This is a genomic window from Nocardioides sp. HDW12B (assembly GCF_011299595.1).
Lineage (GTDB): Bacteria > Actinomycetota > Actinomycetes > Propionibacteriales > Nocardioidaceae > Marmoricola_A.
On sequence record NZ_CP049867.1, the window covers coordinates 1,943,683 to 1,970,356 of the forward strand.

Here is a 26,674-nt window from a genome sequence, read left to right on the forward strand (position 1 = left end):
CTATGCCGGGGGTGCCCCGCCCATCAGCGCCTCCGGGTCGTCGGCCGGAGTGGTGACCGCCTCCTCGGGCTTGCGCGTCAGCACCGTGTCGATGTAGTCCTGCGCGGACTCGAAGAAGTCGATCTCGTGCCCGGCGCGCTCGGAGAGCAGCCACCGGTGCACCAGCACCTCGTGGAAGATCTCGGGCGGCTCGAGGCGACCGCGCATCTCGCGCGGCACCATCTGCACGAGCGGCTCGTAGACCTCGGTCAGCCAGCGGTTGGCCAGCGCCTCGCGCGGCAGGTCGTGGCTGAAGTGGGCACCGTAGGAGGCCATGTCGTTGAGCAGCCGACGGGCCTGCCCCTCCTCGGTCTCCAGCCCGGTGAGCGACCACAGCTCGCGCCGGTGGTGCCCGGCCTCGACCACCCGCGGCTGCAGCCGGACCCGCTCCCCCGGGCCCTCGGAGACGATGTCCATCTCGTCGACGTCGAAGCCGAGGTCGTTGAGCGACTCCATCCACTCCGCGATCTTCCACATGCCGGTGTCGCCACCGCTGAACGTCTCCGGCCGGGTCAGCGCGGCCCACAGCGCGTCGTAGCGCTCGCTGAGCATCTCGATCACCTCGGTGGGGTCCGACTCCTCGCCGACGAAGCCGCCGGCCTGGAGGTCCAGCAGCTCGGCGAAGACGTTCTCGGTGGCCACCGTCAGGTCGTGGCGCCGCTGTCCGTCGGACAGCTGCGGACGCAGCTCGCCGGTCTCCGCGTCGACGAGGTACGCCGCGAACTCGCCGGCGCTGCGCCGGAACAGCACGTTGGACAGCGAGACGTCGCCCCAGAAGAAGCCGGACAGGTGCAGCCGGACGAGCAGCACCACCAGCGCGTCGACGATCGACGGCAGGCTGTCGGCCCGCATGCCGTGCGAGAACAGCGACCGGTAGGGAAGCGAGAAGCGCAGGTGGCGCGTGACGAGCGCGCTGGGCAGCTCCTCCCCCGCGCGGGTCCGGCGCCCGGTGACGACGGCCTGCGGCACGACGGTGGGCAGGTCGAGGCGTCGCAGGTCGCGCAGCAGCTCGTACTCGCGACGCGCGATGGGCTCCTGGGTCTCCTTGACCGCGCACGCGTGCGTGCCGACGCGGACGATGCGCACCACATGGCGCGAGATGCCGCGCGGCAGCGGCAGCACCACGTCCTCACCCCACTCCTCCAGCGGCAGGTGCCACGGAAGCCGGACCAGCTCGGGGTTGGGCTTGGTGGCGAGCAGCCTCAGGGCCATCGGCTCAATCCTTCGCGGGGGCGAGCACCAGGACGAGGTCGCCGCCGTCGACCTGCTGGGTGCCGGCCAGCGCCACGCGCTCGACCGTGCCCGCGACCGGCGCGGTGATCGCCGCCTCCATCTTCATGGCCTCGATGGTGGCGACCGTGTCCCCCTGGGCGACGGTCGCGCCCTCCTCGACCTGGGGCGTGACCACCCCGCCGAACGGCGCCGCGACGTGGCCCACCTTCGTGGGGTCGGCCTTCTCGGCGGTGGGCGCGTCGTCCGCGACGGAGCGGTCCCGGACGTTGACCGGGCGGAGCTGGCCGTTGATGGTGCACATGACCGTGCGGATGCCGCGCTCGTCGGGCTCGCTGACCGCCTCGAGGCCGAGCAGCAGCGTCTTGCCCTCCTCGAGGCGGACCTGGTGCTCCTGGCCCGGGCGGAGGCCGTAGAGGAAGTCGACGGTGGAGAGCGCCGAGACGTCGCCGTACTTCTCGCGCGACTCGGCGAACTCCTTCGTGGGCCCGGGGAAGAGCAGCGCGTTGAGGGTCGTGCGGCGGTCCTCGGCCAGCCCGCGGCGCTGGTCGTCGGTCAGGTCGGTGACGCTCTGACGCGTCGCGCGGCCGGCGAGCGCCTTGGTCCGGAACGGCTCGGGCCACCCGCCGGGCGGGTCGCCGAGCTCGCCGGAGAGGAACCCGATGACGGAGTCGGGGACGTCGAACTTCCGCGGGTCCTCGGCGAACTCGTCGGCGTCGGCGCCGACGCCGACCAGGTGCAGGGCCAGGTCGCCGACCACCTTCGACGACGGCGTGACCTTGACGATGTTGCCGAGGATGCGGTTGGCGGCGGCGTACATGTCCTCGATCTGCTCGAACTTCTCCCCCAGCCCGAGCGCGATCGCCTGCTGGCGCAGGTTGGAGAGCTGTCCGCCTGGGATCTCGTGGGTGTAGACGCGGCCCGTCGGCGAGGGCAGCCCGGACTCGAAGGGCGCGTAGACCCGGCGGGTGGCCTCCCAGTAGGGCTCGAGGTCGCAGACGGCGGTGAGCGACAGGCCGGTCTCGCGCTCGGAGTGGTCGGTGGCGGCGACGAGCGCCGACAGCGACGGCTGGCTCGTGGTGCCGGCCATCGGCGCGGAGGCGGCGTCGACCGCGTCGACGCCGGACTCGATCGCGGCGAGCAGGGTGGCGAGCTGGCCACCGGGGGTGTCGTGGGTGTGCAGGTGGACCGGCAGCTCGAAGCGGTCGCGCAGCGCGGAGACGAGTCGGCGGGCCGCGGGCGGGCGCAGCAGCCCGGCCATGTCCTTGATGGCGATGACGTGGGCGCCGGCGTCGACGATGCGCCCGGCCAGGTCCAGGTAGTAGTCCAGCGTGTAGAGCGTCTCGCCCGGGTCCGACAGGTCGCCGGTGTAGCAGAGCGCGACCTCGGCGACGGCCGTGCCGGTGTCGCGCACGGCCTCGATCGCCGGACGCATCTGCTCGACGTCGTTGAGCGCGTCGAAGATGCGGAAGATGTCGATGCCGGTGGCGGCGGCCTCGTGCACGAAGGCCTCGGTCACCGCCGTGGGGTACGGCGTGTAGCCGACCGTGTTGCGCCCCCGCAGCAGCATCTGCAGGCAGATGTTCGGGGTGGCCCGGCGCAGCCGCGCCAGCCGCTCCCACGGGTCCTCGGAGAGGAACCGCAGCGCCACGTCGTACGTCGCCCCGCCCCAGGCCTCGACCGAGAGCAGCTCGGGCGTCATCCGGGCCACGTGACCCGCGACGGCCTCGAGGTCGGTGGTCCGCACCCGCGTCGCGAGCAGCGACTGGTGGGCGTCGCGGAAGGTGGTGTCGGTGACGCCGACGTCGTTCTGCTCGCGCAGGTGCCGCGCGAAGCCCACCGGCCCGAGCTCCTGGAGACGCTGGCGGCTGCCGGCCGGCGGCTCCCCCGGCCCCAGCCGCGGCAGCTTGGCCGCCGCGTCGAGGTCGACCGGCGAGGCGCCGTGCGGCTGGTTGACGGTGACGTCGGCGAGGTAGGCCAGCAGCTTGGTGCCGCGGTCCGCGCTCGAGCGGGCGGTGAGCAGCTGGGGCCGGTCGGTGATGAACGAGGTCGTGACCCCGCCCCGGCGGAAGTCCGGGTCGTCGAGGACGGCGGCGAGGAACGGGATGTTGGTCGCCACCCCCCGGATGCGGAACTCCGCGATCGCGCGGCGGGCGCGCTCGACGGCGGTGGTGAAGTCGCGGCCGCGGCAGGTCAGCTTGGTCAGCATCGAGTCGAAGTGCGCCGACACCTCCGCCCCGGTGTACGTCGTGCCGCCGTCGAGGCGGATGCCGGCGCCGCCGGGCGAGCGGTAGGTCGTGATGACGCCCGTGTCCGGGCGGAACCCGTTGGCGGGGTCCTCGGTGGTGATGCGGCACTGCAGGGCGGCGCCGCGCAGCCGGACGTCGTCCTGGCTCAGCCCGAGGTCCGCCAGGGTCTCCCCGGACGCGATCCGCATCTGGGCGCGGACGAGGTCGACGTCGGTGACCTCCTCGGTCACCGTGTGCTCGACCTGGATGCGCGGGTTCATCTCGATGAAGACGTAGTCACCGGCCTCGTCGAGCAGGAACTCCACCGTCCCGGCGTTGACGTAGCCGATCTCGGTGGCGAAGCGGACCGCGTCGGCACACATGCGCTCACGGGTGGCGGCGTCCAGGTTCGGCGCCGGCGCGATCTCGACGACCTTCTGGTGGCGGCGCTGCACCGAGCAGTCGCGCTCGAAGAGGTGCAGCACGGTGCCCTCGGCGTCGGCCAGGATCTGGACCTCGATGTGGCGCGGGTTGACCACCGCCTGCTCGATGAACACGGTCGGGTCGCCGAAGGCGCCGTCGGCCTCGCGCATGCAGGACTCGAGCGCCTCGCGCAGCTGGGCGGGCTCGTCGACGCGTCGCATGCCGCGCCCGCCGCCGCCGGCGACGGCCTTGACGAACAACGGGTAGGGCATGTCGGCGGACGCCTGCACGAGAGCGTCGACGTCGGTGCCCGGCTCGACGCTGCTCAGCGTCGGGACGCCGGCGGCCTTGGCCGCGGCGATCGCACGCGCCTTGTTGCCGGTCAGCGTCAGCACGTCGGCGCTCGGGCCGATGAAGGTGATGCCCGCGGCGGCGCAGGCCTCGGCCAGGTGCGGGTTCTCCGAGAGGAAGCCGTAGCCGGGGTAGACCGCGTCAGCGCCGGCGCGCACTGCCGTCGCCACGATCCCCTCGGGGTCGAGGTAGGCCCGGACCGGGTGCCCGCGCTCACCGATCTCGTAGGCCTCGTCCGCCTTGAGCCGGTGCTCGGAGTTGCGGTCCTCGTGGGGGAAGACCGCCACGGTCTCGGCCCCCAGCTCGTACGCCGCGCGGAAGGCTCGGATCGCGATCTCGCCGCGGTTGGCCACCAGCACCTTGGAGAACATGCAGCTCCTCGTGACGGATCAGGGCCGCAGCTGCGGCAGACATCCGGAGCGGTCAGCCTAGCCAAGCGCGCCGGTCACGTCGCCGGAGGTCCGCTGTGTGACCTCTGGCACGCTCGCTCGTTGGAGGGGACGTGACGACACGACGAAACGCTCTCGCCAGCGCCGCCGCCCTCCTGGCCGCGGCTCCGCTCGCCCTCGGCCTGGCCGTGCCCGCCTCGGCCCACGGGGGCTCGGACCTCGACGAGCGCCCCGCGCTGCGCGAGCGCGCCAGCGCCGCGCCGGTCGAGAGCGACCGGATCGAGCACGTCTCCCAGGTGCCGGGGCTGCCGTCCCAGCCGGGCACGGCGGGCATCTCCGGCTGCTTCATGAAGACCGCCCCGCTCTTCGTCACCAGCGGCGTGGAGAGCGTGCGGGTCTTCAACGTGCGCAACCCCGAGGAGCCGCGCCTGGTCGGCACCCTGCCCAACGCCGTCTTCGAGAACGAGGCGATGAACTGCGGCGAGCGTCGTACGGCGAACGGCGTCCAGCGCTTCGCCCTCATCGGGGTGGACCTGGTCGACGCCGCGCCCACGCAGCCCGAGCACACGAACGCCGGCGGCAACGAGCTCATCGTCGTCGACGTCACCCGCCCGGCCGCGCCGCGCATCATCAGCACGGCCCCGGGCACCACCTCCACCCACACGGTGGCCTGTGTCGACGAGCGCGACTGCCGGACGGCGTACAGCGCCGGCGACAGCAGCTCGGGCACCTTCAGCGTCTTCGACCTGCGCGACCTGCAGAAGCCCCGCGAGGTCGACGCGAACGCGAACCGCGCCGGGGTCCAGCCCTTCTCCTCCCCCACGTCCGGTCACAAGTGGAACTTCGACGAGGCCGGCTTCGGCACGCACACCGGCTTCGACGGCGCCTCGATGTGGCGCACGACGAAGCCGCGCAACCCGCAGCTGGTGACGACCACCGGTCGGGCCGGACGCGGTGAGGACCCCGCCTACCCGGGCTGGAACGACTTCATCCTGCACAACTCCTTCCGTCCCAACGCCGACGCCTTCCGCGCCGGTGCCGCGCCCTCCATCGCGAACGGCAACGTGCTGCTCGTGACCGAGGAGGACTACGAGAACCCCGACTGCGCCACCGCCGGCTCGTTCCAGACCTGGTGGGTCAAGCGTCTCGACGGCAGCCCGTCGGCGATCGTGCCGCTCGACAAGGTCGAGCTGGCCGACCTCGGCAGCTTCCCCTCGCCGGTCGGGGCCTTCTGCTCGGCGCACTGGTTCGACTTCCGCCCCGGCGGCCTCGTCGCGGCCGGCTTCTACGGGGGTGGCACCCAGCTGCTCGACGTGCGCGACGCCCGCGACATCAAGCCCTACGCGCACTCGGTCTGGGGCGCCTCCGAGGTCTGGGACGCCATGTGGGTCCCGGTCTACGAGAACGGTCGCCAGACCAAGCGCCGCACCGACGTCGTCTACGCGATCGACCTGGTCCGCGGCCTCGACGTGTACGACGTGCGCGTGCCGGGCGAGCGCGCCCCGGCCGGTGCCGCGGGCGACGACTCCGCCGCGCTGCCGCTCGGACAGATCGCCCCGATGGGCCTCGTGGGCGGGGCGCTGTTCGCATCGCTGCTGGTGCGTCGCCGCCGCGCCTGATCCGAGGAACAGCGCCAGGAGCGGCGCCTCGCCCTGTTAGGTTCTCGAGGCGCCCGGCAGCCGGCCCCGGGCGTTCCCTCGGATCGCCGGCGACGGGGGAACGTCATGAAGCTGCTTGCCCTGCTCACCGGCCTGCTGGCCCTGGCGCTGGCGGTGCTGGCGCCGACGCCCACCGTGGCGGCGCCGGCCGAGCGCGACGCGGAGTCGGGCCGGGCGAACCCCTCGGCGCCGGCACCCAACGTCGTGCTGATCACGGTCGACGACATGCGCGCCGACGACGTCTACGTCATGACGCGCACCCGGGAGCTCGTCGGCCAGCTCGACCTCACCGACTTCATCAGCAACCACCCGCTCTGCTGCCCTGCGCGAGCCCAGCTCCTCACGGGCCAGTTCGGCCAGAACAACGGCGTCCACCACAACAACGGCGGCGTCTCCTGGGCGGGCTACAAGGCGCTCGAGGCGAAGAACAACACGTTCGCGCGGTGGTTCCGCGACGGCGGCTACGCGACCGCGATGGTGGGCAAGTTCCTCAACGGCTACACCCCCGCGTCCCAGCCCCGCCCGGGCGGCTGGGACCGGTTCACGCCTCTCGTGGGCGAGTCCTACAGCGCCTACAACTACTCCTACCTCCAGGGCACGACCGAGGTCCCGGCGCCCGCGAAGCTGCACACCAACGACTTCGTCACGCGCGAGACCGAGGCCTGGGTGGACGCGGCGGAGGCCCGCGACGACCAGCCGTTCCTCATCTGGTCCTCGTACGTCGCGCCGCACACGATGTCCAACGCGGCCGGCGGCTTCCGCCTCCCGCTGCCGGCCGGCCGGCACCGCGGCGACCTCGACGGCGTGGTCCCGACGTCGGAGCAGAAGCCCTCCTACGAGGGCCCCGGCGGCGCGGAGCGAGCCCGGGCGATGTACCAGGACGCGCGGGTCGCACCGACCTCGCGGGAGCGCGCCCGCGCCGCCGCCCCGACGGTGCGGGAGCTGAACCAGGCGCGGCTGGAGTCGCTGCTGTCGGTCGACGAGGGCGTCGAGCGAATCATCGACACGCTGAGGCGACGTGGCGAGCTCGACCGCACGATCGTCGTCTTCACCTCCGACAACGGCCACATGCTCGGTGAGCACGGGCAGATGGGCAAGAACACCTACTACGAGGAGGCGCTGCGGGTGCCGTTCCTCGCCCGCGGTCCGGGCGTGGGCACCGGCGACAGTGCCAAGGGGTCGATGATCGTCGACATCGCGCCGTCGCTCGCGGCGCTGGCCGGCGTGAGGGTGACCCGCGCGGTCGACGGTCGCTCCGACCTGTTCGACACCACCGGCGGCTGGACCGACCAGACCGGCACGCTCATCCAGGCCGGCAGCCTCAAGCGGCCGTGGATGTGGCGCGGGACCCGCACCAGCCAGTGGACCTACGTCCGCACCCGGTCCCTCGGTCCCCTGCTCTACGACCGTGCCGAGGACCCCTTCCAGCTGAAGAACCTGGCCGGGCGGGGCCTGCCCGCCGAGCAGCGCCTCGCCGACCGGACGCCGGGGCTCAACCAGGACTGACCCCCACAAGAGGGGGTCGCCTGACGGGCCGTTCGACCTCGAACTGACCACGGAGCGGTGCTAGTTTCGCTGCAACGCGCGGCCGACCCGGCTGGGCACCGCAGTGCTTCGGGGGAAGTCCGTGAAACGTCGTGCCGTCCTGCTCGTCCTCGCCCTCGTCGTGGTCTGCGCGTTGGCGGCGGCTCCTCCGGCGCCGACCGCCACCGCCGCGCCGCCGCGGCCGAACGTCGTGCTGATCACGGTCGACGACATGCGCCTCGACGACCTCGCCGTCATGCCCCGCACGCGCGAGCTGCTCGGGCAGCTGGAGCTGACCGAGTTCCTCAGCAACCACCCCGTCTGCTGCCCCGCCCGGGCCCAGCTGCTCACCGGACAGCTCGCCCAGCACAACGGCGTCCACCACAACGACGCCGCCACGCCGTGGGCCGGCTACAAGGCACTGCGGGCCAAGAACACCACCTTCGCCCGCTGGTTCCAGGACGCGGGCTACTCCACGGCCCTGGTCGGCAAGTTCATGAACGGCTGGAAGCCGAGGACGAGCGCGCGCCCGGCCGGGTGGTCGCAGTTCATGCCCCTGGTGAAGAACGCCTACAGCCCCTACCTCTACTCCTACTTGTCGGGCTCGGCCGTGAAGCCCGCTCCGGAGGGGCTGCACACCAACGACTTCGTCACCAGCCGGACCGAGGCCCGGATCAAGGCGGCTGAGGGACGTGACTCCCAGCCCTTCCTGATCTGGAGCTCGTACGTCGCGCCCCACCACATGACCGTCTACCCCGGCGGCTTCGGGCCCCCGGTCCCGGCCGAGCGGCACCGGGGCGACCTCGCGGGCGTCGTACCGACCTCGGAGGCGAAGCCGTCCTACGAGGAGCCGACGGACCGTGCGCAGGCCCGGGCCGCCTACGAGGACGCGAGCAGCGCCCCGACCGCCGGCCAGCGTGCGCGTGCGACGGAGCCGAGCCTCCGGGAGTTCAACCAGGCCCGGTTGGAGTCGTTGCTGTCGGTCGACGAGGGCGTCGGGCGCATCGTCGACGCCCTGGCCCGCCGCGGCGAGCTCGAGCGCACGATTATCGTCTTCACCTCCGACAACGGCTTCCTGCTCGGCGAGCACGGCCAGATGGGCAAGAACTCCTACTACGAGGAGTCGCTGCGCGTGCCCTTCCTGGCCGCCGGGCCCGGCGTGGCCTCGGGCAGCAGCGCCAAGGGCTCGATGATGGTCGACGTCGCCCCCTCGCTCGCCGCCCTGGCGCGCGTCCCGGTGAAGCGTGCCGTCGACGGCCGCACGGACCTGTTCTCCGCCGGCGGGGGGTGGGGCGACGACATCGGCACGCTCATCCAGGCCGGGAGCGCCGAGAGCCCCTGGATCTGGCGCGGCACGCGGACCAGCCGGTGGACCTACGTCGAGACGCTCGACGCCGGGACGCTGCTCTTCGACCGCACGGCCGACCCCTTCCAGCTGGACAACCTGGCCGGCACCGGGGAGCCGGCCGAGCAGGACCTCGCACGGCTGACCCCGGGCCTCGACGAGGACTGAGCACCCGACCCCGACGGGCCCGAGCACCGGCTGTGGGCGCCTGGCTACCGTGGCCGGGTGACGACGCCGACCGGGGAACGGGCCCCTGAGCAGGACGACCAGGAGCCGGACCCGCGTCGCTGGCGGGTCCTCGCCGTCACCCTGCTCGTCGGGTTCATGGCGCTGCTCGACGTCACCATCGTCAACATCGCCCTGCCCTCGATCCGCACCGGGCTGGGCACCAGCGCGGGCACCGTGCAGTGGGTGGTCTCGGGCTACGCGCTCGCCTTCGGCCTCGTGCTGGTCACCGGCGGACGCCTCGGCGACGCCTGGGGCCGCCGCCGCCTCATGCTGCTGGGCCTGAGCGGCTTCATCCTCAGCAGCGCCGCCGCCGGCCTCGCCCCGAGCATCGAGGTGCTGATCGCCGCCCGGCTGCTCCAGGGCTTCTCCGCCGGGCTGCTGACACCGCAGTCCTCGGGACTGATCCAGACCCTCTTCCGCGGACCCGAGCGCGGGGTCGCCTTCGGGCTCTTCGGGCTGACGGTGTCGGTCTCCTCCGCGATCGGACCGGTGCTGGGCGGGGTGATCATCGCCGCCGTCGGGGGCGAGGACGCCTGGCGCTGGATCTTCCTGGTGAACCTGCCCATCGGTCTCGTGGGTCTCGTCGCGATCGCCCTGATGGTGCCGGCCGCCCGGCCGGACCGGGCCGACCCGCGCCTGGACGTGGTGGGCGCCCTGCTGCTCGGCGGCAGCGTGCTGTGCCTGCTCTTCCCGGTCATCAGCCTCGAGAGCGGGGCACGGCTGCCTCTGCTGCTGCTCCCGGTCAGCGTCGCGCTCGTCGTCGGGTTCCTGCGCTGGGAGCGCCGCACGGTCGCCCGTGGCGGCGCGCCGCTGCTCGACCTCGCTCTGCTGCGCGAGGTGCCCGGCTACGCCCGCGGCATCGTCATCGGCTCGCTCTACTTCACCGGCTTCACCGGGGTCTTCCTCGTCCTCAGTGTCTTCCTGCAGGACGGCCTCGGCCTGTCGCCGCTCGACGCCGGGCTGCTGCTCACGCCGTTCGCCGTCGGCTCGGCCGTGGCCAGCCCGGTCGCCGGGCGCCTGGTGTCCCGGGTGCGCCGGCCGCTGACCGTCGTCGCGCTGCTGCTGATGATGTCCGGTCTCGTCGTGTTGGCCGCGCTCGTGCCACGCTCGGAGGACGGCGTCTCGCTGTGGCTGGTCGTCGCCCTGCCGCTGCTGCTCGCCGGGCTCGGTGGCGGCGCCGTGGTGTCGCCCAACTTCACCCTGACGCTCGCGGACGTGCCGCCCCGCATGGGCGGCGCCGCCGGAGGCGCGGTGCAGACGGGCCAGCGGCTGGGCGCCTCCTTGGGGGCGGCGCTGCTGGTGACCTCCTACGAGCTGTCGATCGACGGCACCGGCAGCCCCGTCCGGGCGCTGCAGGTCGCGCTGGCCCTCGCCCTCCTCATCCTCGCCGCGGCCCTGGTCGTCGCGGTGCGCGGCTCACGCCGGCCCGCCTCGTCCGGCGCACCGACGCCCGGCCCCTAGACTCCCGGGCCATGGCTGCTCAACGGGTGTACCTCCACGTGGGGGCGCCGAAGTCGGGCACGACGTACCTCCAGGCACGGCTCGCCGCGAACGCCCGCTCCCTCGCGCGCCGCGGGGTGCAGGTGCCGACCCCGCGCCGCACGCTCCCCCGCTCGCGCGCCCACTTCCAGGCCGCGCTCGACCTGCTCGACCAGGACTGGGGCGGCCCCCCGGGCCACGCCGTCGGTGCCTGGCCCCGCCTGCTCGACGCCGTCGACCCGCGCGCCGCCGCGGTCGTGGTGTCCCACGAGATCCTCGCCCCGGCACCCGCCACCGTCGTACGGCGCGCGCTGGCCGACCTCGCCGGCGCCCGCGGCACCCGAGGCACCGGCACCCGGGAGGTGCACGTCGTGCTGACGGCCCGCGAGCCTTCGGGTGCGCTCGCCTCGGCGTGGCAGGAGTCGCTCAAGCAGGGCCGCCGCTGGTCCTTCGCCCGGTTCCTCGACCTGGCGGAGTCCCGTCGTGGCTGGTGGTACCACGCACTCGACCTGCCCGCCGTGCTCGGGACGTGGTCGGCCGACCTGCCGCCCGAGCGGGTGCACCTGGTCACCGTGCCGCCCGTCAGCGGGGGCCAGGACGAGCTGTGGCGCCGCTTCTGCGAGGCCCTCGCGTGCGACCCGAGCGCCGGTCCGCGCCGTCCCGAGGCCTCGAACCCCTCGCTCGGCGTGGTCGAGGCCGCGGTCCTGCGGCGGCTCAACGAGACCAGCGGACGTGAGCGCGCCGACGACCTCCGCGCGCAGCGGATCGACACGCTGCTCGGACCCGGGGGTCTCGAGGAGCGCCGCTCCCCGCGGCTCGGCCTGCCCCCCGGACGCCGCCGCTGGGCCGCGGGCGAGGCCGACCGGTGGCACGCGTGGCTGACCGAGCACCCGGTCACGGTCCACGGGAGCCTCGCGGACCTGCTCCCGGCGCCGGCCCCGCCGGCGGACACCGTGCCTGACCCCGCCGACCCCGCCGACCCCGCTGACCCCGACGCCGTCCCCGACGCCGTGCTCCTCGAGCGCGCCGCGGAGGTGCAGCGCAGCCTCGACCTCGCTGGGTCCGGTCACGTCGACAGCCTGCGGCGCCGGACCCGGCTGGTGCGCGACCTGCTGCGCGGGGACGGCTAGCCCGCGCGACCCGGCAGGGTGAAGGTGGACCCGCGCCCGGTGGTGAGCGTGACGACGTCCGCGACCTGGCTGTTGTACGACGTCTGGTCGGTGGTGCACACCACCAGCCGCACCCGGTGGCCGGCGCCGAAGCGGTGCGCGAAGCCGGCCAGCTTCAGCCGCACCGGGCTGGGCTCCGCGGCGTCGACGGATCCCGCGGGCACCCGCACAGGGGCGATGAGGCGGTGGATCAGCTCGGTCCCGCCGTCCGGGGCGACGTCGTACACCTTGGCGAACAGCACCAGGTCCTGGCCGTTGGTGTGGCTGACCCGCAGCCGCGCCGCGGGCACGCCCACCGAGCGGAGCGGGCGCCGCAGGGCCCGGGAGGTGAAGGAGACGTGCTGGCCCTCGACCTCCTGCGGCGGGACGTCCGCCGAGCTGGGCTCGGAGTCAGGACCGGAGAAGTTCGAGGTCTCCGAGTAGGCCGCGGGGCGGCCGTCGGCGGGGTTGACGATCGACACGGTCCCGCGCCGCGCGACCCGGGCCGGCGTGAGCTGCGAGGTGCCGGACAGGGTGAACCGCGTGCGCTGCGGCAGCGGGAAGCCTGACGCCGTGCCGTACTGCTCGTCGGCCGGGCCGGACCCGCCGTACCTCGTCCAGTCGCGGTACCAGGCGAACCCCGGACCGCGTCCGCCGTCGCGGCCCTTGAGCCAGTGGTCCATCCACTGCACCGCGCGCCGGGTCAGGTAGCAGCGGTCGAGCTCGGCGACGGTGCGGTCGACGCCGTCGTAGACCTCGCACTCGCCGGGCTGCGAGCTGTAGCCGCCGTGCCCACCCGAGTTCCAGATCATGCCGACGGGCACGCCACGGCGCTTCAGCCCGGTGTACGTCGCCACCGCGTCGTTGAGGTTGAACAGCGTGTCGCTCTGCCCCTGCACGAGCAGCACGGGCACGTCGACGTCGTCGAGGAAGCTGGTCGCGGCGGCCCGTGCCAGCAGCCGGCGCGCGGCCGGGTCGGAGTCGCCGGTGGAGCTGAGCAGCGCGTAGGTGCGGCACAGCTCGAGGTAGTAGCCAGGGCACGACGACGCGCCGGCGAGCTCCTCGGGGTCCGCCTCGACGGCCTTGGCCTCCGGGCATCCGCCGTTGCCCTGGGCCGGCTGGGTGTTGCCCGAGGCGTAGAAGAGCGAGGTCCACTGCTGCTTGAACACGCCCTGGGTGTTGCGGGTCTGCGCGAAGCCGCTGCGGTCGCCCGGGACGATCCGGTTGTTCGGGTCCAGCGAGTAGGCCAACGAGCTCCAGGTCCGGCCCGGGACGGCCGTGCGGATCCGGTCGTCGGCGGCCGCCAGGGGCAGCTGGATGCCGCCGCCGTAGGACCCGCCGATGGTCCCCACCACCACACCGCGGCGGTCGCGCTTCACGAACGCCCGCGGCTCCAGCACCTCGTCGATGAGCTGGCGCGCGCTCGGGACGTCCCAGTCGGCCGACTGCAGCGTGATGCAGCCGCCGCTGTCGCCGAAGCCCGAGGAGGTCCAGGTCAGCACGACGTACCCGTGGGAGGCGAAGAGCTCGGCGGTGTCGACGACCTCCGTGGCGTCCTTGGTCAGCCCGAAGCCGTGGGTCATGAGAATCGCCGGCTTGGGGCTGCGGGCGGTGGCGCTGTCGGGGACGTAGAGGCGGGTGTCGAGCTCGAGGGGGACGTCGCGGTCCGGTCCGGTCTGCACCGGCACCATCCGCTCCTCGGTGCGCCACCCGTCGCCGGCGCGTGCAGCCGGGGCTCGGGCGGGCGCCCGCGAGGTCGTCGCCGCCGTCACCGAGGGGGCGGCCGACGGCGTCGCGGCGCCCGCGGTCGCCGGGACGACCGGCACCAGCGCGACCAGGGCGAGCACCAGGAGGAGGACGAGCGGACGAGTGCGCGTGACAACGCGTGCGGTCATCCTCGCACCGTACGCCCGCAGGGCTGGCGCGGCGCGGGTTCTCGGGATGGAATGACCCCGCACCCGTCCCCTCCGGCCCCCGGGCCGCCGCGAAGGAGCCGTCGATGTTCTACCCCCTCACCGTGCGCGACTTCATCGACCGGGCGGAGACGGTCTACCCCGACCGGGTCGCGGTGGTCGACGAGCCGGACCAGCCGGCTGCGAGCCTGGGCACCCTGACCTACCGCGAGGTGGCCGCTCTCGCCCGGGCCCAGGCCGCGCGGCTGGACGCCCTCGGGGTGCCGGTGGGCGGTCGCGTGGCGGTGGTGTCGCACAACAGCGCCCGGTTGCTGACCTCGTTCTTCGGCGTCAGCGGCTCGGGGCGCGTGCTCGTGCCGGTGAACTTCCGCCTGAGCGTGAAGGAGATCCAGTACATCGTCGCCCACTCCGGCGCCGAGGTCGTGTACGTCGACCCCGAGCGGACCGACGTGCTCGAGGCCCTCGACGTGCCCCACAGGTTCCTCCTCGGCGACGACGACGCCCTCTACCTGCGCGACGTCGAGCCGCGACCGTGGGACGAGCCCGACGAGGGCGCGACCGCCACGATCAACTACACCTCCGGGACCACCGCGCGACCCAAGGGCGTGCAGCTGACCCACCGCAACCTGTGGCTCAACGCGACCGTCTTCGGGCTCCACACCGGGGTCAACGACCGCGACGTCTACCTGCACACGCTGCCGATGTTCCACTGCAACGGCTGGGGCATGCCCTACGTGACGTCGTCGATGGGTGTCCCCCACGTGGTGCTGCGCAAGGTCGACGGCGCCGAGATCCTGCGCCGTGTCGAGCACCACGGCGTCACGCTGATGTGCGCCGCCCCGGCGGTCATCAGCGCGGCCCTCGAGGCCGCCGGCTCCTGGGACGGCGAGGTCCCCGGCCGCGACCGGGTGCGGATCGTGGTCGCCGGTGCCCCTCCCCCGACGCGCACCATCGAGCGCGTGATGGAGGAGCTCGGCTGGGAGTTCAACCAGATCTACGGTCTGACCGAGACCTCGCCGCTGGTGACGGTCAACCGCAAGCGGGCCGAGTGGGACGAGCTGTCCACCCACGACCTCGCGGCACGGCTGGGACGCGCCGGCGCACCCGCGCTCGGCGTACGTGTCGAGATCGACCCGCACGGCGAGGTGCTCACCTCCTCGAACCACAACCTCGACGGCTACTGGGAGCAGCCGGAGGAGACCGAGCGCGTGCAGGCCGGGAACACGTTCCACACCGGCGACGGCGGCTACCTCGACGAGGACGGCTACCTGGTGATCTCGGACCGCAAGAAGGACGTGATCATCTCCGGCGGGGAGAACGTCTCCTCGATCGAGGTCGAGGACGCCCTGATGTCGCACCCCGCCGTCCGCGAGGTGGCGGTGATCGGCATCCCGGACGAGAAGTGGGGCGAGCTGGTGACGGCGCTGGTGGTCACCGACCCCGACGCCGGCAACGGTGATGGCAGCGGTGATGGCAGCGACGGCAGCGGCCGCGTCACCGCCGAGGACGTCATCGCGTTCTGCCGTCAGAGCCTGGCCGGCTACAAGTGCCCCAAGCGGGTGGACTTCGTCGACGAGCTGCCGCGCACCGCGACCGGCAAGCTGCAGAAGTTCAAGCTCCGCGAGCCGTTCTGGCGCGACCAGCAGCGCCAGGTCAACTAGGAGCCATCCCCCGGCCGGGGGACGCCGACGGTTCGGCGCGCCCCCAGCGGGTAGGGAGTCTGTGACCACGCTCACGCCATCCGGGAGGCCCCGTGCCGAATCTCGCGACCCTGCTCACCACGACCGCCGAGGAGCACGGTGACCGCCCCGCGGTGAAGCTCGACGACACCGTGCTCAGCTACGACGAGCTGCTCGACGGCGCGCGTCGGGTCACCGCCCTGCTCAAGGCCAAGGGCATCGGGCCGGGCGACCGCATCGGCCTGGTGCTGCCGAACGTGCCGCACTTCCCGGTGATCTTCTACGGCGCGGTCGCCGCCGGGGCCGTCGTCGTCCCGATGAACCCGCTGCTCAAGGGCCGCGAGGTGCAGTACTACCTCGAGGACTCAGGCGCCTCGCTGGTCCTGGCCTGGCAGGACATGGCCGACGAGGCCACCAAGGGTGCCGAGGCGGTCGGGATCGAGTGCATCTCCGTCGAGGCCGAGGGCTTCCTGGGCCTCCTCGGTGAGCACGAGCCGGACGACGAGATCGTCGAGCGCGACGGCGACGACACCATGGTCCTGCTTTACACCTCCGGCACCACCGGGCAGCCCAAGGGCGCCGAGCTGACCCACGACAACATGATCTCGAACGCCCTCACCAGCGCGGAGACCCTCGTGGAGCTGACGCACGAGGACGTTGTCATGGGCTGCCTCCCGCTGTTCCACTGCTTCGGGCTGACCTGCGGGCTCAACGCCGCGGTCGCCAAGGGCGCCTGCCTGACGCTCATCCCCCGCTTCGACGCGGGCAAGGCCCTCGAGGTCGTCGCCCGCGACCAGGTCACCGTTTTCGAGGGCGTCCCCACGATGTACGCCGGCATCCTGCACGCCGACGGGGCCGAGGACGCCGACATGTCGTCGCTGCGGACCTGCATCTCCGGCGGCTCGGCGATGCCGGTCGAGGTGATGAAGAACTTCGAGAAGACCTTCGACTGCATCGTGCTCGAGGGCTACGGCCTGTCCGAGACCTCCCCGGTCGCCTCCTTCAACCGCCCCGACCTCGAGCGCAAGCCCGGCACCATCGGCACCGCGGTGCGGGGCGTCGAGATGAAGCTGCTCGACGACGACGGCGAGGACGTCACCGAGGACGGCGCCGTCGGCGAGATCGCCATCAAGGGCGAGAACGTCATGAAGGGCTACTGGGAGCGCGAGGAGGCCACCGCGGAGTCCATCGTCGACGGCTGGTTCCGCAGCGGCGACATGGCCACCGTCGACGACGAGGGCTACTTCACCATCGTGGACCGCAAGAAGGACCTCATCATCCGCGGCGGCTACAACGTCTACCCCCGCGAGGTGGAGGAGGCGCTCTACGAGCACGACGCGGTCGCCGAGGTCGCCGTCATCGGGCTCCCCCACGACGAGCTCGGCGAGGAGGTCGGTGCCGCCGTCGCGCTCAAGGACGGCCAGCAGGCCGACGAGGACGAGCTGAAGGAGTTCGCCAAGGAGCGCCTGGCGGCGTACAAGTACCCGCGCCAGGTCTGGCTCGTCGACGAGCTGCCCAAGGGCCCCACCGGCAAGATCCTGCGGCGCGAGGTCAGCGCCCCCGGCGACGAGAGCGCCGACAGCAACGACAGCACCGACAACAACGCCGACGAGAAGAGCGAGGCCTCCGCGTGACCGCCGCCCCCACCGAGAAGGAGTCCGCGGCCCAGGCCCGCCTGACCGAGGCCGAGCAGCCGCCGGGCGAGGACAGCAGCGAGCTGTCGATGCCGCTGGACCTGCTGCTCGCCGACGCCGGCCGGAGCACGCTGCGGCGCTTCCTGCCCGGGGTCTCGGGCGTGAAGTTCGCCGCCGGGCTGGCCCGCCGGCCGCACAAGGTCGCCGGACGCGCGGCCGGGCTCGGGGTCGAGCTGGCCAAGGTCGGCCTCGGGCGCTCCGAGCTGGAGCCGCACGCCAAGGACCGCCGTTTCTCCGAGGAGGCGTGGGCGCGCAACCCGCTCTTCAAGCGCACCCTGCAGGGCTACCTCGCGTGGGGCCAGGCCGTGCGCGGTCTCGTCGACGACGCCGAGCTCGGCTGGGGTGACGAGCAGCGGATGGGCTTCATCGTCGACAACCTCGTCGAGGCCACCTCCCCCAGCAACAACCCGTTCCTCAACCCCAAGGTGCTCAAGCGCACGCTCGACACCGGCGGCGGCAACCTCGCCGAGGGCGGCCGGCGGCTCGTGCGCGACTTCGCCACGGCCCCGCGGGTGCCGTCGATGGTGGAGCCGGACGCGTTCGAGGTCGGGGTGGACATCGCTGTCACGCCCGGCGCGGTCGTCTTCCGCACCGACGTCTTCGAGCTGATCCAGTACACCCCGCAGACCGGCAAGGTCCGCCAGGTGCCGCTGCTGATCGTGCCGCCGACCATCAACAAGTACTACGTGATCGACCTGGCCGAGCAGCGCAGCCTGGTCGAGCACCTGGTGCAGAACGGCCAGCAGGTCTTCTGCATCTCCTGGCGCAACCCCGACGCCCGGCACGCCGACTGGGGCCTGGACACCTACGGCCAGGCCATCCTCGAGGCGATGCAGGCGGCCCAGGACATCACCCGGCAGGAGAAGGTCGCGATGCTCGCGATCTGCTCGGGCGGGATGATCGCCTCGATGGTGCTGGCGCACCTCGCTGACACGGGCCAGCTGGACCGCGTCGCGGCCTTCAGCCTCGCCGTGACGGTCCTCGACCAGGACCAGGCCGGTCTCCCGAGCGCCCTGCTGTCGCGCAAGGCGGCCGCGGCGTCGACCCGCGCGTCGCGGGAGAAGGGCTACCTCGACGGGCGCGCGCTCGCGGAGATCTTCGCGTGGCTGCGACCCAACGACCTGATCTGGAACTACTGGGTCAACAACTACCTGATGGGCCACGCCCCCAAGGCCTTCGACATCCTCTACTGGAACGCCGACCCCGTGCGGATGAGCGCCGCCATGCACCGCGACTTCATGGACCTCGCGATCCGCAACGCGCTGACCGAGCCCGGCGCCGCGGAGATGCTGGGCACCAAGGTCGACCTCTCGAAGGTCGACGTCGACTCCTACGTGGTGGCCGGCATCGCCGACCACCTCTGCAAGTGGGAGTCGTGCTACCAGACGACCCAGCTGCTGGGCGGCACGTCGAAGTTCGTGCTCTCCACCAGCGGCCACATCGCCGCTATGGTCAACCCTCCGGGCAACGAGAAGGCCAGCTTCCAGACCGCGAGCACCAACCCGCCCGAGGCGGCGGCGTGGCTCGAGAAGGCCTCCAAGGTGAAGGGCAGCTGGTGGGAGGACTACGTGGAGTGGTTGGCCGAGCGCAGCGGGGCGGAGCGCAACAAGCCCCGTCGGCTGGGGTCGGCGGAGTACGAGCCGCTGTGCGACGCCCCCGGCACCTACGTCCACGACCGCTGAGCCGGCTCGCGTGAGCCCGGCCCAGCCGACCGCCTCCACCACGACCGGCACCCCGACCGACGTGCCCGCCTGCGCCCCGGATAGAGTCCGCACCATCTCGGTGCGGGGCGTGTCGGTGCGCGTCTCGGAGCGTCGGGCCTGCGGCGAGCACATCGGCGACCCGCCCCTGCTGCTCTGCAACGGCATCGGCGTCAGCTTCGAGGCGCTGCAGCCCTTCGTCGACGCGCTGCACCCCCACCGCGGCGTCGTACGGTTCGACGTCCCCGGCGTCGGGGGCAGCCCGCTGCCGCCGTACCCCTACGCGATCGCGGGGCTGGCCTCCTGGCTCACCGCGGTGATGACCACGCTCGGCCATCCCCGCTTCGACGTGCTCGGGCTGTCGTGGGGCGGTGGTCTCGCGCAGCAGCTCGCGGTCCAGGCGCCCCGCCGCGTGCGCCGCGTCGTGCTCGCCGCCACCGGCACCGGCTGCCTCATGGTGCCGGCCAGGCCCGGCGTCCTCGGCAAGATGATGACGCCGCGCCGTCACCGCGACCCGGCGTACGCCGCCTCCATCGCGGCCGACATCTACGGCGGCTCGATGCGCACCCACCCGGAGCGGGGCGCCCGGCTGCTGCACGCCGCGACCCGGTCCGGGCCGAAGCGCGGCTACTACTACCAGCTGCTGGCGATGGCGGGCTGGACGAGCCTGCCGTTCCTGGGCCTGCTGCGCCAGCCGACGCTGGTGCTCGGCGGCACCGACGACCCGATCATCCCGGTCGCGAACCCGAAGCTGCAGGCGCGGCTGATCCCCCGCGCCCGCCTCCACCTGTACGACGGTGGCCACCTCGGGATCGTGACCGAGGCCGACGACATCGCCCCCGTCGTCGACGCCTTCCTGGACGAGGAGCGCACCCCATGACCGACCAGACCGGGCTCGACGAGCTCACGCTCGACGACTCCCCCGCCTCGGACTTCCTCGGCTTCGAGCTGCTGCTCGAGGACGCCGACCGCGAGCTGCTGAGCCGGGTGCGCGCCTTCATGACCCGCGAGGTCGAGCCGGTGATCAACGACTACTGGACCCGGGCGGCGTTCCCGCACGAGCTGGTGCCGGGACTGGCGAAGCTCGGCATCGCCGGCCTCGCGTACGACGGACCGGGCTGCCCGGCCCGCGGCGCCCTCGTCGACGGCCTGGTCAACATGGAGATGTCGCGCACCGATCCCTCGATGGGCACGTTCCTCGGGGTCCACGGCGGCCTCGCCATGGGGTCGATCCAGCTGTGCGGCTCCGACGAGCAGCGCGAGCGCTGGCTGCCGGCGATGGCCCGCATGGAGCTGATCGGCGCCTTCGGCCTGACCGAGCCCGACGTCGGCTCGGCGATCTCCGCCGGCCTGGCGACGAGCGCGACCCGCGACGGCGACGACTGGATCCTCAACGGTGCCAAGAAGTGGATCGGCAACGCTGCCTTCGCCGACCTGGTGATCATCTGGGCCCGCGACACCGACGACGGCCAGGTCAAGGGCTTCGTCGTCGAGAAGGGCACCGACGGCATGGAGTTCCACAAGCAGGAGGACAAGATCGCCCTCCGCGTGGTCCAGAACGCCGAGATCCACCTGAGCGACGTCCGGGTCCCCGAGACGAACCGGCTCCAGAAGGCCGACAGCTTCCGCGCCACCGCCGACGTGCTGCGGGTGACCCGCATGAGCGTGGCGTGGGCCGCCACCGGCACCGCCCGCGGCGCCTTCGAGCACGCCCTGCGCTACACCAAGGCGCGCGAGCAGTTCGGCCGGCCGATCGCGTCGTTCCAGATGGTGCAGGACCTGCTGGTCAAGATGCTCTCCAACGTCACCGCGGCGACCGCGATGAACGTGCGCGCGTCGCAGCTGCAGGAGGCCGGGCTGCTGCGCGACGAGCACGCCTCGCTGTGCAAGGCGCACAGCACCGTGCGGATGCGCGAGACGGTCGGCTGGGCGCGTGAGGTGCTCGGCGGCAACGGCATCCTGCTCGAGCACCACGTCGGGCGCTTCGTGGCCGACGCCGAGGCGCTGTACTCCTACGAGGGCACCCGCGAGATGAACACCCTCATCGTGGGCCGGGCCATCACCGGCGAGAGCGCGTTCGTCTGAGCCGTCCAGGCGGCCCGGTCGCGGTCGCGACCGTCAGCCCAGGTCGTCGCGCAGCACCCGCTTGAGCAGCTTGCCGCTCTGGTTGCGCGGCAGCTCGTCGACGAAGTGCACCCGCTTCGGCACCTTGTACGCCGCCAGGTGCTCGCGTGCGTGCGCCCGCAACGTCTCGGCGTCGGCCGTGGCGCCGTCGCGGAGCACGACCACCGCGGTGACCGCCTCGATCCACCGCTCGTCGGGGGTCGCGACCACGGCCACCTCGGCGACGTCGTCATGGGTGTAGAGCGCGTCCTCGACCTCGCGGCTCGCGACCAGCACGCCGCCGGTGTTGATCACGTCCTTGATGCGGTCGACGACGGTGATGTAGCCCGCCTCGTCGCGCACCACCATGTCGCCGGAGTGGAACCACCCGCCGCGGAAGGCCTCCGCGGTGGCGGCGTCGTCGTCCCAGTAGCCGGTGCACAGCTGCGGTGAGCGGTAGAGCAGCTCGCCGGGGGTGCCCGGGTCCACGCGGTCGCCGTCCTCGTCGACGACGTCGATCTCGACGAACGTGACCGGCCGGCCGCACGACTCCGGGCGCTCGGCGTGCTCCTCGGGGCGGAGCACCGTCGCCAGCGGGGCGATCTCCGACATCCCGAAGCAGTTGAAGAAGCCGAGCTCCGGCAGCCGACCCTGGAGCCGCTGCAGGACCGGCACCGGCATGATCGAGGCGCCGTAGTAGCCCTTGCGCAGCGAGGACAGGTCGCGCGTCGCGAGCTCCTCGTGGTTCGCCAGCGGCACCCATACCGTGGGTGCGAGGAACAGCGCGGTGACGGCGTCGGCCTCGACGCGACGCATGATCTCCCCGACGTCGGGCCGGGTCAGCAGCGCGCTGGTCGCGCCGACCATCAGCGAGGGCAGCAGGAACACGTGCATCTGCGCCGAGTGGTACAGCGGCATGCTGTGCAGCGGCCGGTCCTCCTCGGTGAGGTCGAGGGCGATCACGCAGGAGACGTACTCGTGGACCAGTGCCCGGTGCGTCATCATCGCGCCCTTGGGGTTCCCGGTCGTGCCGGAGGTGTAGAGCAGCTGCACCAGGTCGGTGTCGGCCACCTCCGACGCGACCTCCGGGACCTCGCCGGCGGACCAGGTGGCCAGCACCGCGTCGTCGTCGCCGTGCAGCGTCAGCACCTGCCCGAGCGACGTCTGCTCGCGCACCGCCTCGACGTTGGCGCGCAGGGCGGGGTCCACGAGCGCCACCTTGCTGCCGGACTGGGCCAGCACGTAGCCCAGCTCCCGCCCCGTCAGGGCGTAGTTGACCGGCACGTGCACCAGCCCGGCACGGGCGCAGCCGAGGAAGGCCAGCAGGTAGGCGTCGGAGTTCGCCCCGACGGTCGCCACCCGGTCGCCGTGGGACAGCCCGAGCGAGAGCAGGTGGGCCGCGGCGCGCGAGACGGCCGCGTCGAGCTCGGCGTACGTCCAGGAGCGGTCCTCGTAGGTGAGCGCGACCCGGTCCGGGGTGCGGGCGGCGCTGCGGTGGACGATGGCGTCGACGGTGCTGCTGCGCGGGTCGCTCATCCGCTCACCCTGCCACGCGGCGGGCTACCGTCGGGGTGAGACGACCGCGGAGGAACCCATGGAGACCCTGACCGGCATCATGCCGACCGACCGCCCCGAGCGCTACGCCAAGCAGCTGCTGAGCCACTGGTCCGAGCGCGGGACGCAGAGCGACGACGGTACGTCCTCGCGGATGGACTGGCACGACGGGCAGGTGCTGGTCCTCACCCCGCGCGAGGGCAGTCTCGACATCGAGGTCTCGGTCCCGGACGGCGAGGACGTCGTCCGGTTCGCCGAGGTGGTGGCGCGCCACCTCGAGCGGTTCGGCCAGCGCGACGAGCTGGTGGTCACCTGGGACCCCGCCGGCGGCTGACCCGCCCCGCTGCGGCGCTGGGCTTGGCTCGACCGAAGAGGCCGGGCTGGGCTCGGCCGAGAGGGGCGGGCTGGGTTCGATCGGGCTGGGCTCGCTCGAGCGGGGCGACTCAGCGGCCGGTGAAGACCGGCGCGCGCTTCTCGGAGCGCGCCGTCGCCGCCTCGCGTACGTCGTCGCTGGCCCAGCACGCGTCGAAGCTCGCCTGCACCGCGTCGTCGGCGCCCCCGTTGAGGACCAGCTTGTTGTGGGCGAGCGTCAGCGGCGCCAGGGCGGCGATCTCGTGGGCCCAGGTCAGCGCGTCCTCGAGGGTGCCGGCCCGGTCGGCGAGACCGCACCCCAGCGCGGCGTCGCGGTCGACGGTCTCCGCGGCCAGCATGAGCCGGCGCGCGACTCCCCCGCCGGCGACCGCGGCCAGGATGCGCATCGTCCAGGCGTCGACGGCCATCCCGTTGCGCGCGGTCGGTACGCCGAACACCGCCGACGTGTCGGCCACCCGCAGGTCGCAGGCCAGCGCCAGCTGGGTGCCGGCGCCGATGGCCGGTCCGTTCACTGCCGCCACGACGGGCACCGGCAGCCGCGTCAGGCCGTGCAGCATCCCGTAGAGCGCCTCGATGAACTCGTCGCCGTACACGCCGCCCAGGTCGGCACCGGAGCAGAACGCCGTCCCGGCACCGGTCACCACGAGCACGCGCGCGCCGTCGTCCACCGCCCTCTGCGACTCCGCGGCGAGCGCGCGGCACAGGTCGAGGTCCAGGGCGTTGCGGCGCTCCTCGCGCTGCAGCTCGAGCACCGTCACGGGTCCGTCACGTCGGGTCGCCAGCATGCTCGGAACCCTAGGCGGAGCGTCCGGGCCGCGGGGACGCGTCCCGCCTCCGACCGGTGTGAGGTTCCTCGCCGTCCCCGGCCGCGCGTGCTCCCGGTCGTCACCCGATCCCGCCCGGGAAGGGCCGGACGGCCTGGAAATCGTGGCGCCGGTGCGTGCACCGTCGAGGGCAGGCTGCCCGGACCCGCAGCCACCGACCACGGGGAGGAACCATGAAGCACCTGTCCGGTCGCCGGTACGGCGGCCTCGTCCTGCTCGGAGCGCTGACGGCGCTCGCCGTGCCCGCGGTCGCCGCGACCGTCAACGGCACCAGTGGCGACGACGTCCTGCGCGGCACCGCGCGAGCCGACACGATCCGCGGGTTCGCCGGCAACGACCTCGTGACCGCCCGGGGCGGCGACGACCAGGTGCGCACCGACGGTGGCGCCGACCTGGTCCAGCTGGGCGACGGCGCCGACCGGCACGTGAACCCGCCCGGCATCACCGGCGGCCAGGACATGGTGCAGGCCGGGCCCGGGCCCGACACGGTGATCGACGCCTGGGCCGCGGACCTGGGCGACGGCGACGACCGCTACTTCGCCAGTGCCCGTGGCTGCCTCGCCATCGAGCTCGGCGCCGGAGACGACCGGGCTCCCGGGTCAACGGCCGACTTCTACGGCGGGCGGGACGACTGCGTCATCCGCGGCGGACCCGGCGACGACGTCATCGGCTGGAGCGGGTACGACGGCCCGCCCGGACCGAGGCAGACCGTCCTCGACGGCGGTGCTGACGACGACGTCCTCCGGGGCGGCTACAACGAGGACGTGATCCTGGGCGGGCCCGGCAACGACGTGATCGTCGCCGCCGAGGACTACTGGCCGCGCTCGGACATCATCGTGGCCGGGCCCGGTGATGACCAGATCGAGACCGACTGGGAGGGCAACGGCAGCCCGATCGACTGCGGCGCCGGCACCGACGTCGTCCGTGGCGTGGGCCCGTCGCGCATCCTCATCGGCTGCGAGGTCGTCAACCCCTGAGCGAGAAGGCCGGCGGCCGCGCCCCCGACGCCCGGCCCTCGTGACTCACGACCAGCCGGGGCGGCCCCTACCCTGGGGCGATGCTGCCCGCCACGTGGATCGAGTGCCGCCGTACCGACGGTGAGCGGGTGGGGTGGGCCGTCCCCGCGGGCGAGGGGTTCCACGCCGTCGACCTGCTCGGGCGCCGGCGCACCGAGACGCCCCTCGACTGGCTGGAGACCGAGGAGACGCTGACCGAGCTCGGGATCGGCTACCTCGCCGACCGCTACCACCTCACGCTCCCCAGCGGGGAGACGCGCGTGGTGCGCATCGGCGAGGCCGGCACGTCCGGCATCGTCGTCGTCGCCGACGAGCTCGGCGCCGCCTCCGCCGTCGGGGCCGAGCCGGACACGTTCGACCTGCCGTTCCCCGCGCCACCGACGTTGACTCCTGCCGGCTAGTGCCTCAGGGGCGCCGCTCGTGGGGCGCGGTCGATGCTGACCCGTCCGGGGCCGAGGCGTTGGACGTGGTGGTCGGGGTGGTGGGCCAGCGTGTGGTGGCGCCCGCAGAGCAGGACACCGTCGGCGACGTCGGTGCGCCCGCCCCGAGCCCAGCCGTCGAGGTGGTGGGCGTCCGCCCAGGCCGTCGGCCGGTCGCAGCGCTCCACCGCGCAGGTGAACCCCTGCTGCACGGCCATCGCGACCCGCTGCGGCTTCGAGAAGAGTCGCGCCCGGCGCCCCAGGTCGAGCAGCTGGCCGCGCGACCCGAGGACGGCGGGGATGACGCCCGCCGCGCAGGCCATCCGGCGGGCCTCCCCCGGCGCGATGCGGTCGCCGGAGTCGAGCGTCGCGGCGCCCAGACCGCCGAGCAGCGTCTCCAGGCTCATCGTGACCACGACCGCGGCGTTGAGCCCGCCGCTGCTGGGCAGGTCGTCGGGATCGAGTGACTCGAGCAGCCGGCACAGCGCCTGCCCCATGACCTGCGGCTGGGTCCGGTCGGTGCGCGGGATCGCGTCGGCCAGCTGGGGGTTCGCGATCGCGTGCAGCGCCTTGCGCAGCATCACGCCGCGGCTGGTCGGCAGCTTCGCCCAGACGTTCGTGGTGCCCGTGCCGTCGTCCCACATCGACAGGGACGTCCGGGCGTCGGCGACGTCGGCCTCGGCCTGCAGGCGCCGGGCCTCCTCGGCCTCGGCACCCGCGGGGTCGACGACCTCCAGCAAACGCCGGCCGACCGCGCGCAGCTGCACGGCGTCGAGGCGCGACGCCTCCTCGAGCATGTGCCTCTCGGCCCTGGCCCGGTCCTCGGCCTCGACCCAGTCGGGCAGCCGGTTCACCGCCTGGACCACGGCTCGTGCCTGGGCCGCGTCGATGCGCCCGCCCAGCAGGGCGTCCGCGGTCGCCCGGTAGCGATCGCTGAGGTCCTCCGCCAGGCGGACCTCGGCGTGCGCCGCACGCGCATGGATCAGCGCCGTGGCGGTCAACCACCCGGCAGTGTCCCCCGTCGCCGGGCCCGGGACGTTGCGGGCCAGGTCGATCGCGTCGCCGTGCGCGAGCACCGCCAGGCGCAGCCCCTCGAGCCGCGCGATCACCCTCCCCAGCTCGAGCACGGTCTCGGCCGCCTCCGTCGCGTCGAGGCAGCCGACCGCCACCCCGCCGACCCCCGCGCCCGTCACCTCGTCGAGCGAGGCCAGCAGCCGTCCGGCGTACCGGTGGAGGCGCTGCGGGCGCTCCTCGACCGGCCGTGCGGTCGCTGCGTCCCTCGTCATGCGACCACGGTGCCAGGACCCTCCGACACAATACGATCAGACGTTCGAGGAGCGGCAGCGGATCCGACGCCC

General features: G+C 73.2%; 19 protein-coding genes. 13 read left to right on the forward strand and 6 right to left on the reverse strand.

The genetic code is table 11. The annotated features are described in order from the left end of the window. Positions 1-1,251 carry a DUF4032 domain-containing protein gene (locus G7072_RS09135; protein WP_166085633.1) on the reverse strand — a complete coding sequence of 417 codons (1,251 nt, stop codon included), beginning with the start codon at positions 1,249-1,251 and terminating at the stop codon, positions 1-3. 4 nt (positions 1,252-1,255) lie between these two features. Beyond that, on the reverse strand, positions 1,256-4,642 hold the full coding sequence (locus G7072_RS09140) for a pyruvate carboxylase (RefSeq protein ID WP_166085636.1): 3,387 nt from the start codon (positions 4,640-4,642) through the stop codon (positions 1,256-1,258). A 131-nt stretch (positions 4,643-4,773) separates the two neighbouring features. Here G7072_RS09140 and G7072_RS09145 point away from each other — a divergent pair, with 131 nt between their 5' ends. The 5 genes from G7072_RS09145 (at position 4,774) to G7072_RS09165 (ending at position 12,024) form a co-directional block, all read left to right on the forward strand. Continuing rightward, positions 4,774-6,279 carry a hypothetical protein gene (locus G7072_RS09145; protein WP_166085638.1) on the forward strand — a complete coding sequence of 502 codons (1,506 nt, stop codon included), beginning with the start codon at positions 4,774-4,776 and terminating at the stop codon, positions 6,277-6,279. A 105-nt stretch (positions 6,280-6,384) separates the two neighbouring features. Continuing rightward, positions 6,385-7,824, forward strand: coding sequence for a sulfatase-like hydrolase/transferase (locus G7072_RS09150; protein WP_166085640.1), 1,440 nt, complete (start codon positions 6,385-6,387; stop codon positions 7,822-7,824). 121 nt (positions 7,825-7,945) lie between these two features. Then, positions 7,946-9,355, forward strand: a complete 1,410-nt coding sequence (locus G7072_RS09155; protein WP_166085642.1) for a sulfatase-like hydrolase/transferase — start codon at positions 7,946-7,948, stop codon at positions 9,353-9,355. Between the two features lie 57 nt (positions 9,356-9,412). Next, positions 9,413-10,876, forward strand: coding sequence for an MFS transporter (locus tag G7072_RS09160; RefSeq protein ID WP_206063331.1), 1,464 nt, complete (start codon positions 9,413-9,415; stop codon positions 10,874-10,876). A gap of 11 nt (positions 10,877-10,887) precedes the next feature. Beyond that, entirely contained in the window at positions 10,888-12,024 is a 1,137-nt protein-coding gene (locus G7072_RS09165) for a hypothetical protein (protein ID WP_166085644.1), read from the forward strand. On the opposite strand, the gene G7072_RS09170 is transcribed toward G7072_RS09165, so the two are convergent. Next, the gene (locus G7072_RS09170) at positions 12,021-13,937 is read right to left on the reverse strand and encodes a CocE/NonD family hydrolase (protein ID WP_166085646.1); all 1,917 of its coding nucleotides are present in this window, start codon (positions 13,935-13,937) and stop codon (positions 12,021-12,023) included. The two genes, G7072_RS09165 and G7072_RS09170, sit on opposite strands and share 4 nt — an antisense overlap. Positions 13,938-14,041: 104 nt before the next feature. Here G7072_RS09170 and G7072_RS09175 point away from each other — a divergent pair, with 104 nt between their 5' ends. The 5 genes from G7072_RS09175 to G7072_RS09195 all read left to right on the forward strand — a co-directional run bounded on the left by G7072_RS09175 (position 14,042) and on the right by G7072_RS09195 (position 21,113). Further along, positions 14,042-15,616, forward strand: coding sequence for an AMP-binding protein (locus G7072_RS09175; protein ID WP_166085648.1), 1,575 nt, complete (start codon positions 14,042-14,044; stop codon positions 15,614-15,616). Between the two features lie 92 nt (positions 15,617-15,708). Beyond that, positions 15,709-17,268 (forward strand): long-chain fatty acid--CoA ligase, encoded by a 1,560-nt coding sequence (locus G7072_RS09180; protein ID WP_166085650.1) that lies wholly within the window; start codon positions 15,709-15,711, stop codon positions 17,266-17,268. Continuing rightward, positions 17,265-19,010, forward strand: coding sequence for an alpha/beta fold hydrolase (locus G7072_RS09185; protein ID WP_206063332.1), 1,746 nt, complete (start codon positions 17,265-17,267; stop codon positions 19,008-19,010). The genes G7072_RS09180 and G7072_RS09185 overlap by 4 nt, the downstream gene beginning before the upstream one ends. Before the next feature lie 10 nt (positions 19,011-19,020). After that, positions 19,021-19,908, forward strand: coding sequence for a poly(3-hydroxyalkanoate) depolymerase (phaZ, locus tag G7072_RS09190; protein ID WP_206063333.1), 888 nt, complete (start codon positions 19,021-19,023; stop codon positions 19,906-19,908). Beyond that, positions 19,905-21,113 carry an acyl-CoA dehydrogenase family protein gene (locus G7072_RS09195; RefSeq protein ID WP_166085652.1) on the forward strand — a complete coding sequence of 403 codons (1,209 nt, stop codon included), beginning with the start codon at positions 19,905-19,907 and terminating at the stop codon, positions 21,111-21,113. Before phaZ ends, G7072_RS09195 begins: the two co-directional genes overlap by 4 nt. Before the next feature lie 33 nt (positions 21,114-21,146). Here G7072_RS09195 and G7072_RS09200 read toward each other — a convergent pair whose 3' ends face one another. Beyond that, positions 21,147-22,667 carry a fatty acyl-CoA synthetase gene (locus G7072_RS09200; RefSeq protein ID WP_166085654.1) on the reverse strand — a complete coding sequence of 507 codons (1,521 nt, stop codon included), beginning with the start codon at positions 22,665-22,667 and terminating at the stop codon, positions 21,147-21,149. A 58-nt stretch (positions 22,668-22,725) separates the two neighbouring features. On the opposite strand from G7072_RS09200, the gene G7072_RS09205 reads away from it, so the two are divergent. Next, positions 22,726-23,019, forward strand: coding sequence for a DUF2218 domain-containing protein (locus G7072_RS09205; RefSeq protein WP_166085657.1), 294 nt, complete (start codon positions 22,726-22,728; stop codon positions 23,017-23,019). Positions 23,020-23,128: 109 nt separating this feature from the next. On the opposite strand, the gene G7072_RS09210 is transcribed toward G7072_RS09205, so the two are convergent. Further along, the gene (locus tag G7072_RS09210; protein WP_166085659.1) at positions 23,129-23,842 is read right to left on the reverse strand and encodes an enoyl-CoA hydratase; all 714 of its coding nucleotides are present in this window, start codon (positions 23,840-23,842) and stop codon (positions 23,129-23,131) included. A gap of 212 nt (positions 23,843-24,054) precedes the next feature. Here G7072_RS09210 and G7072_RS09215 point away from each other — a divergent pair, with 212 nt between their 5' ends. Together G7072_RS09215 and G7072_RS09220 are read left to right on the forward strand one after the other, a co-directional pair. Then, the gene (locus G7072_RS09215; protein WP_166085661.1) at positions 24,055-24,858 is read left to right on the forward strand and encodes a hypothetical protein; all 804 of its coding nucleotides are present in this window, start codon (positions 24,055-24,057) and stop codon (positions 24,856-24,858) included. An 80-nt stretch (positions 24,859-24,938) separates the two neighbouring features. After that, positions 24,939-25,298, forward strand: coding sequence for a hypothetical protein (locus G7072_RS09220; RefSeq protein ID WP_166085663.1), 360 nt, complete (start codon positions 24,939-24,941; stop codon positions 25,296-25,298). Here the strand turns inward: G7072_RS09220 and G7072_RS09225 are convergent. Continuing rightward, positions 25,295-26,602, reverse strand: coding sequence for an HNH endonuclease signature motif containing protein (locus G7072_RS09225; RefSeq protein WP_166085665.1), 1,308 nt, complete (start codon positions 26,600-26,602; stop codon positions 25,295-25,297). The genes G7072_RS09220 and G7072_RS09225 overlap by 4 nt on opposite strands. Positions 26,603-26,674 lie beyond the last annotated feature (72 nt).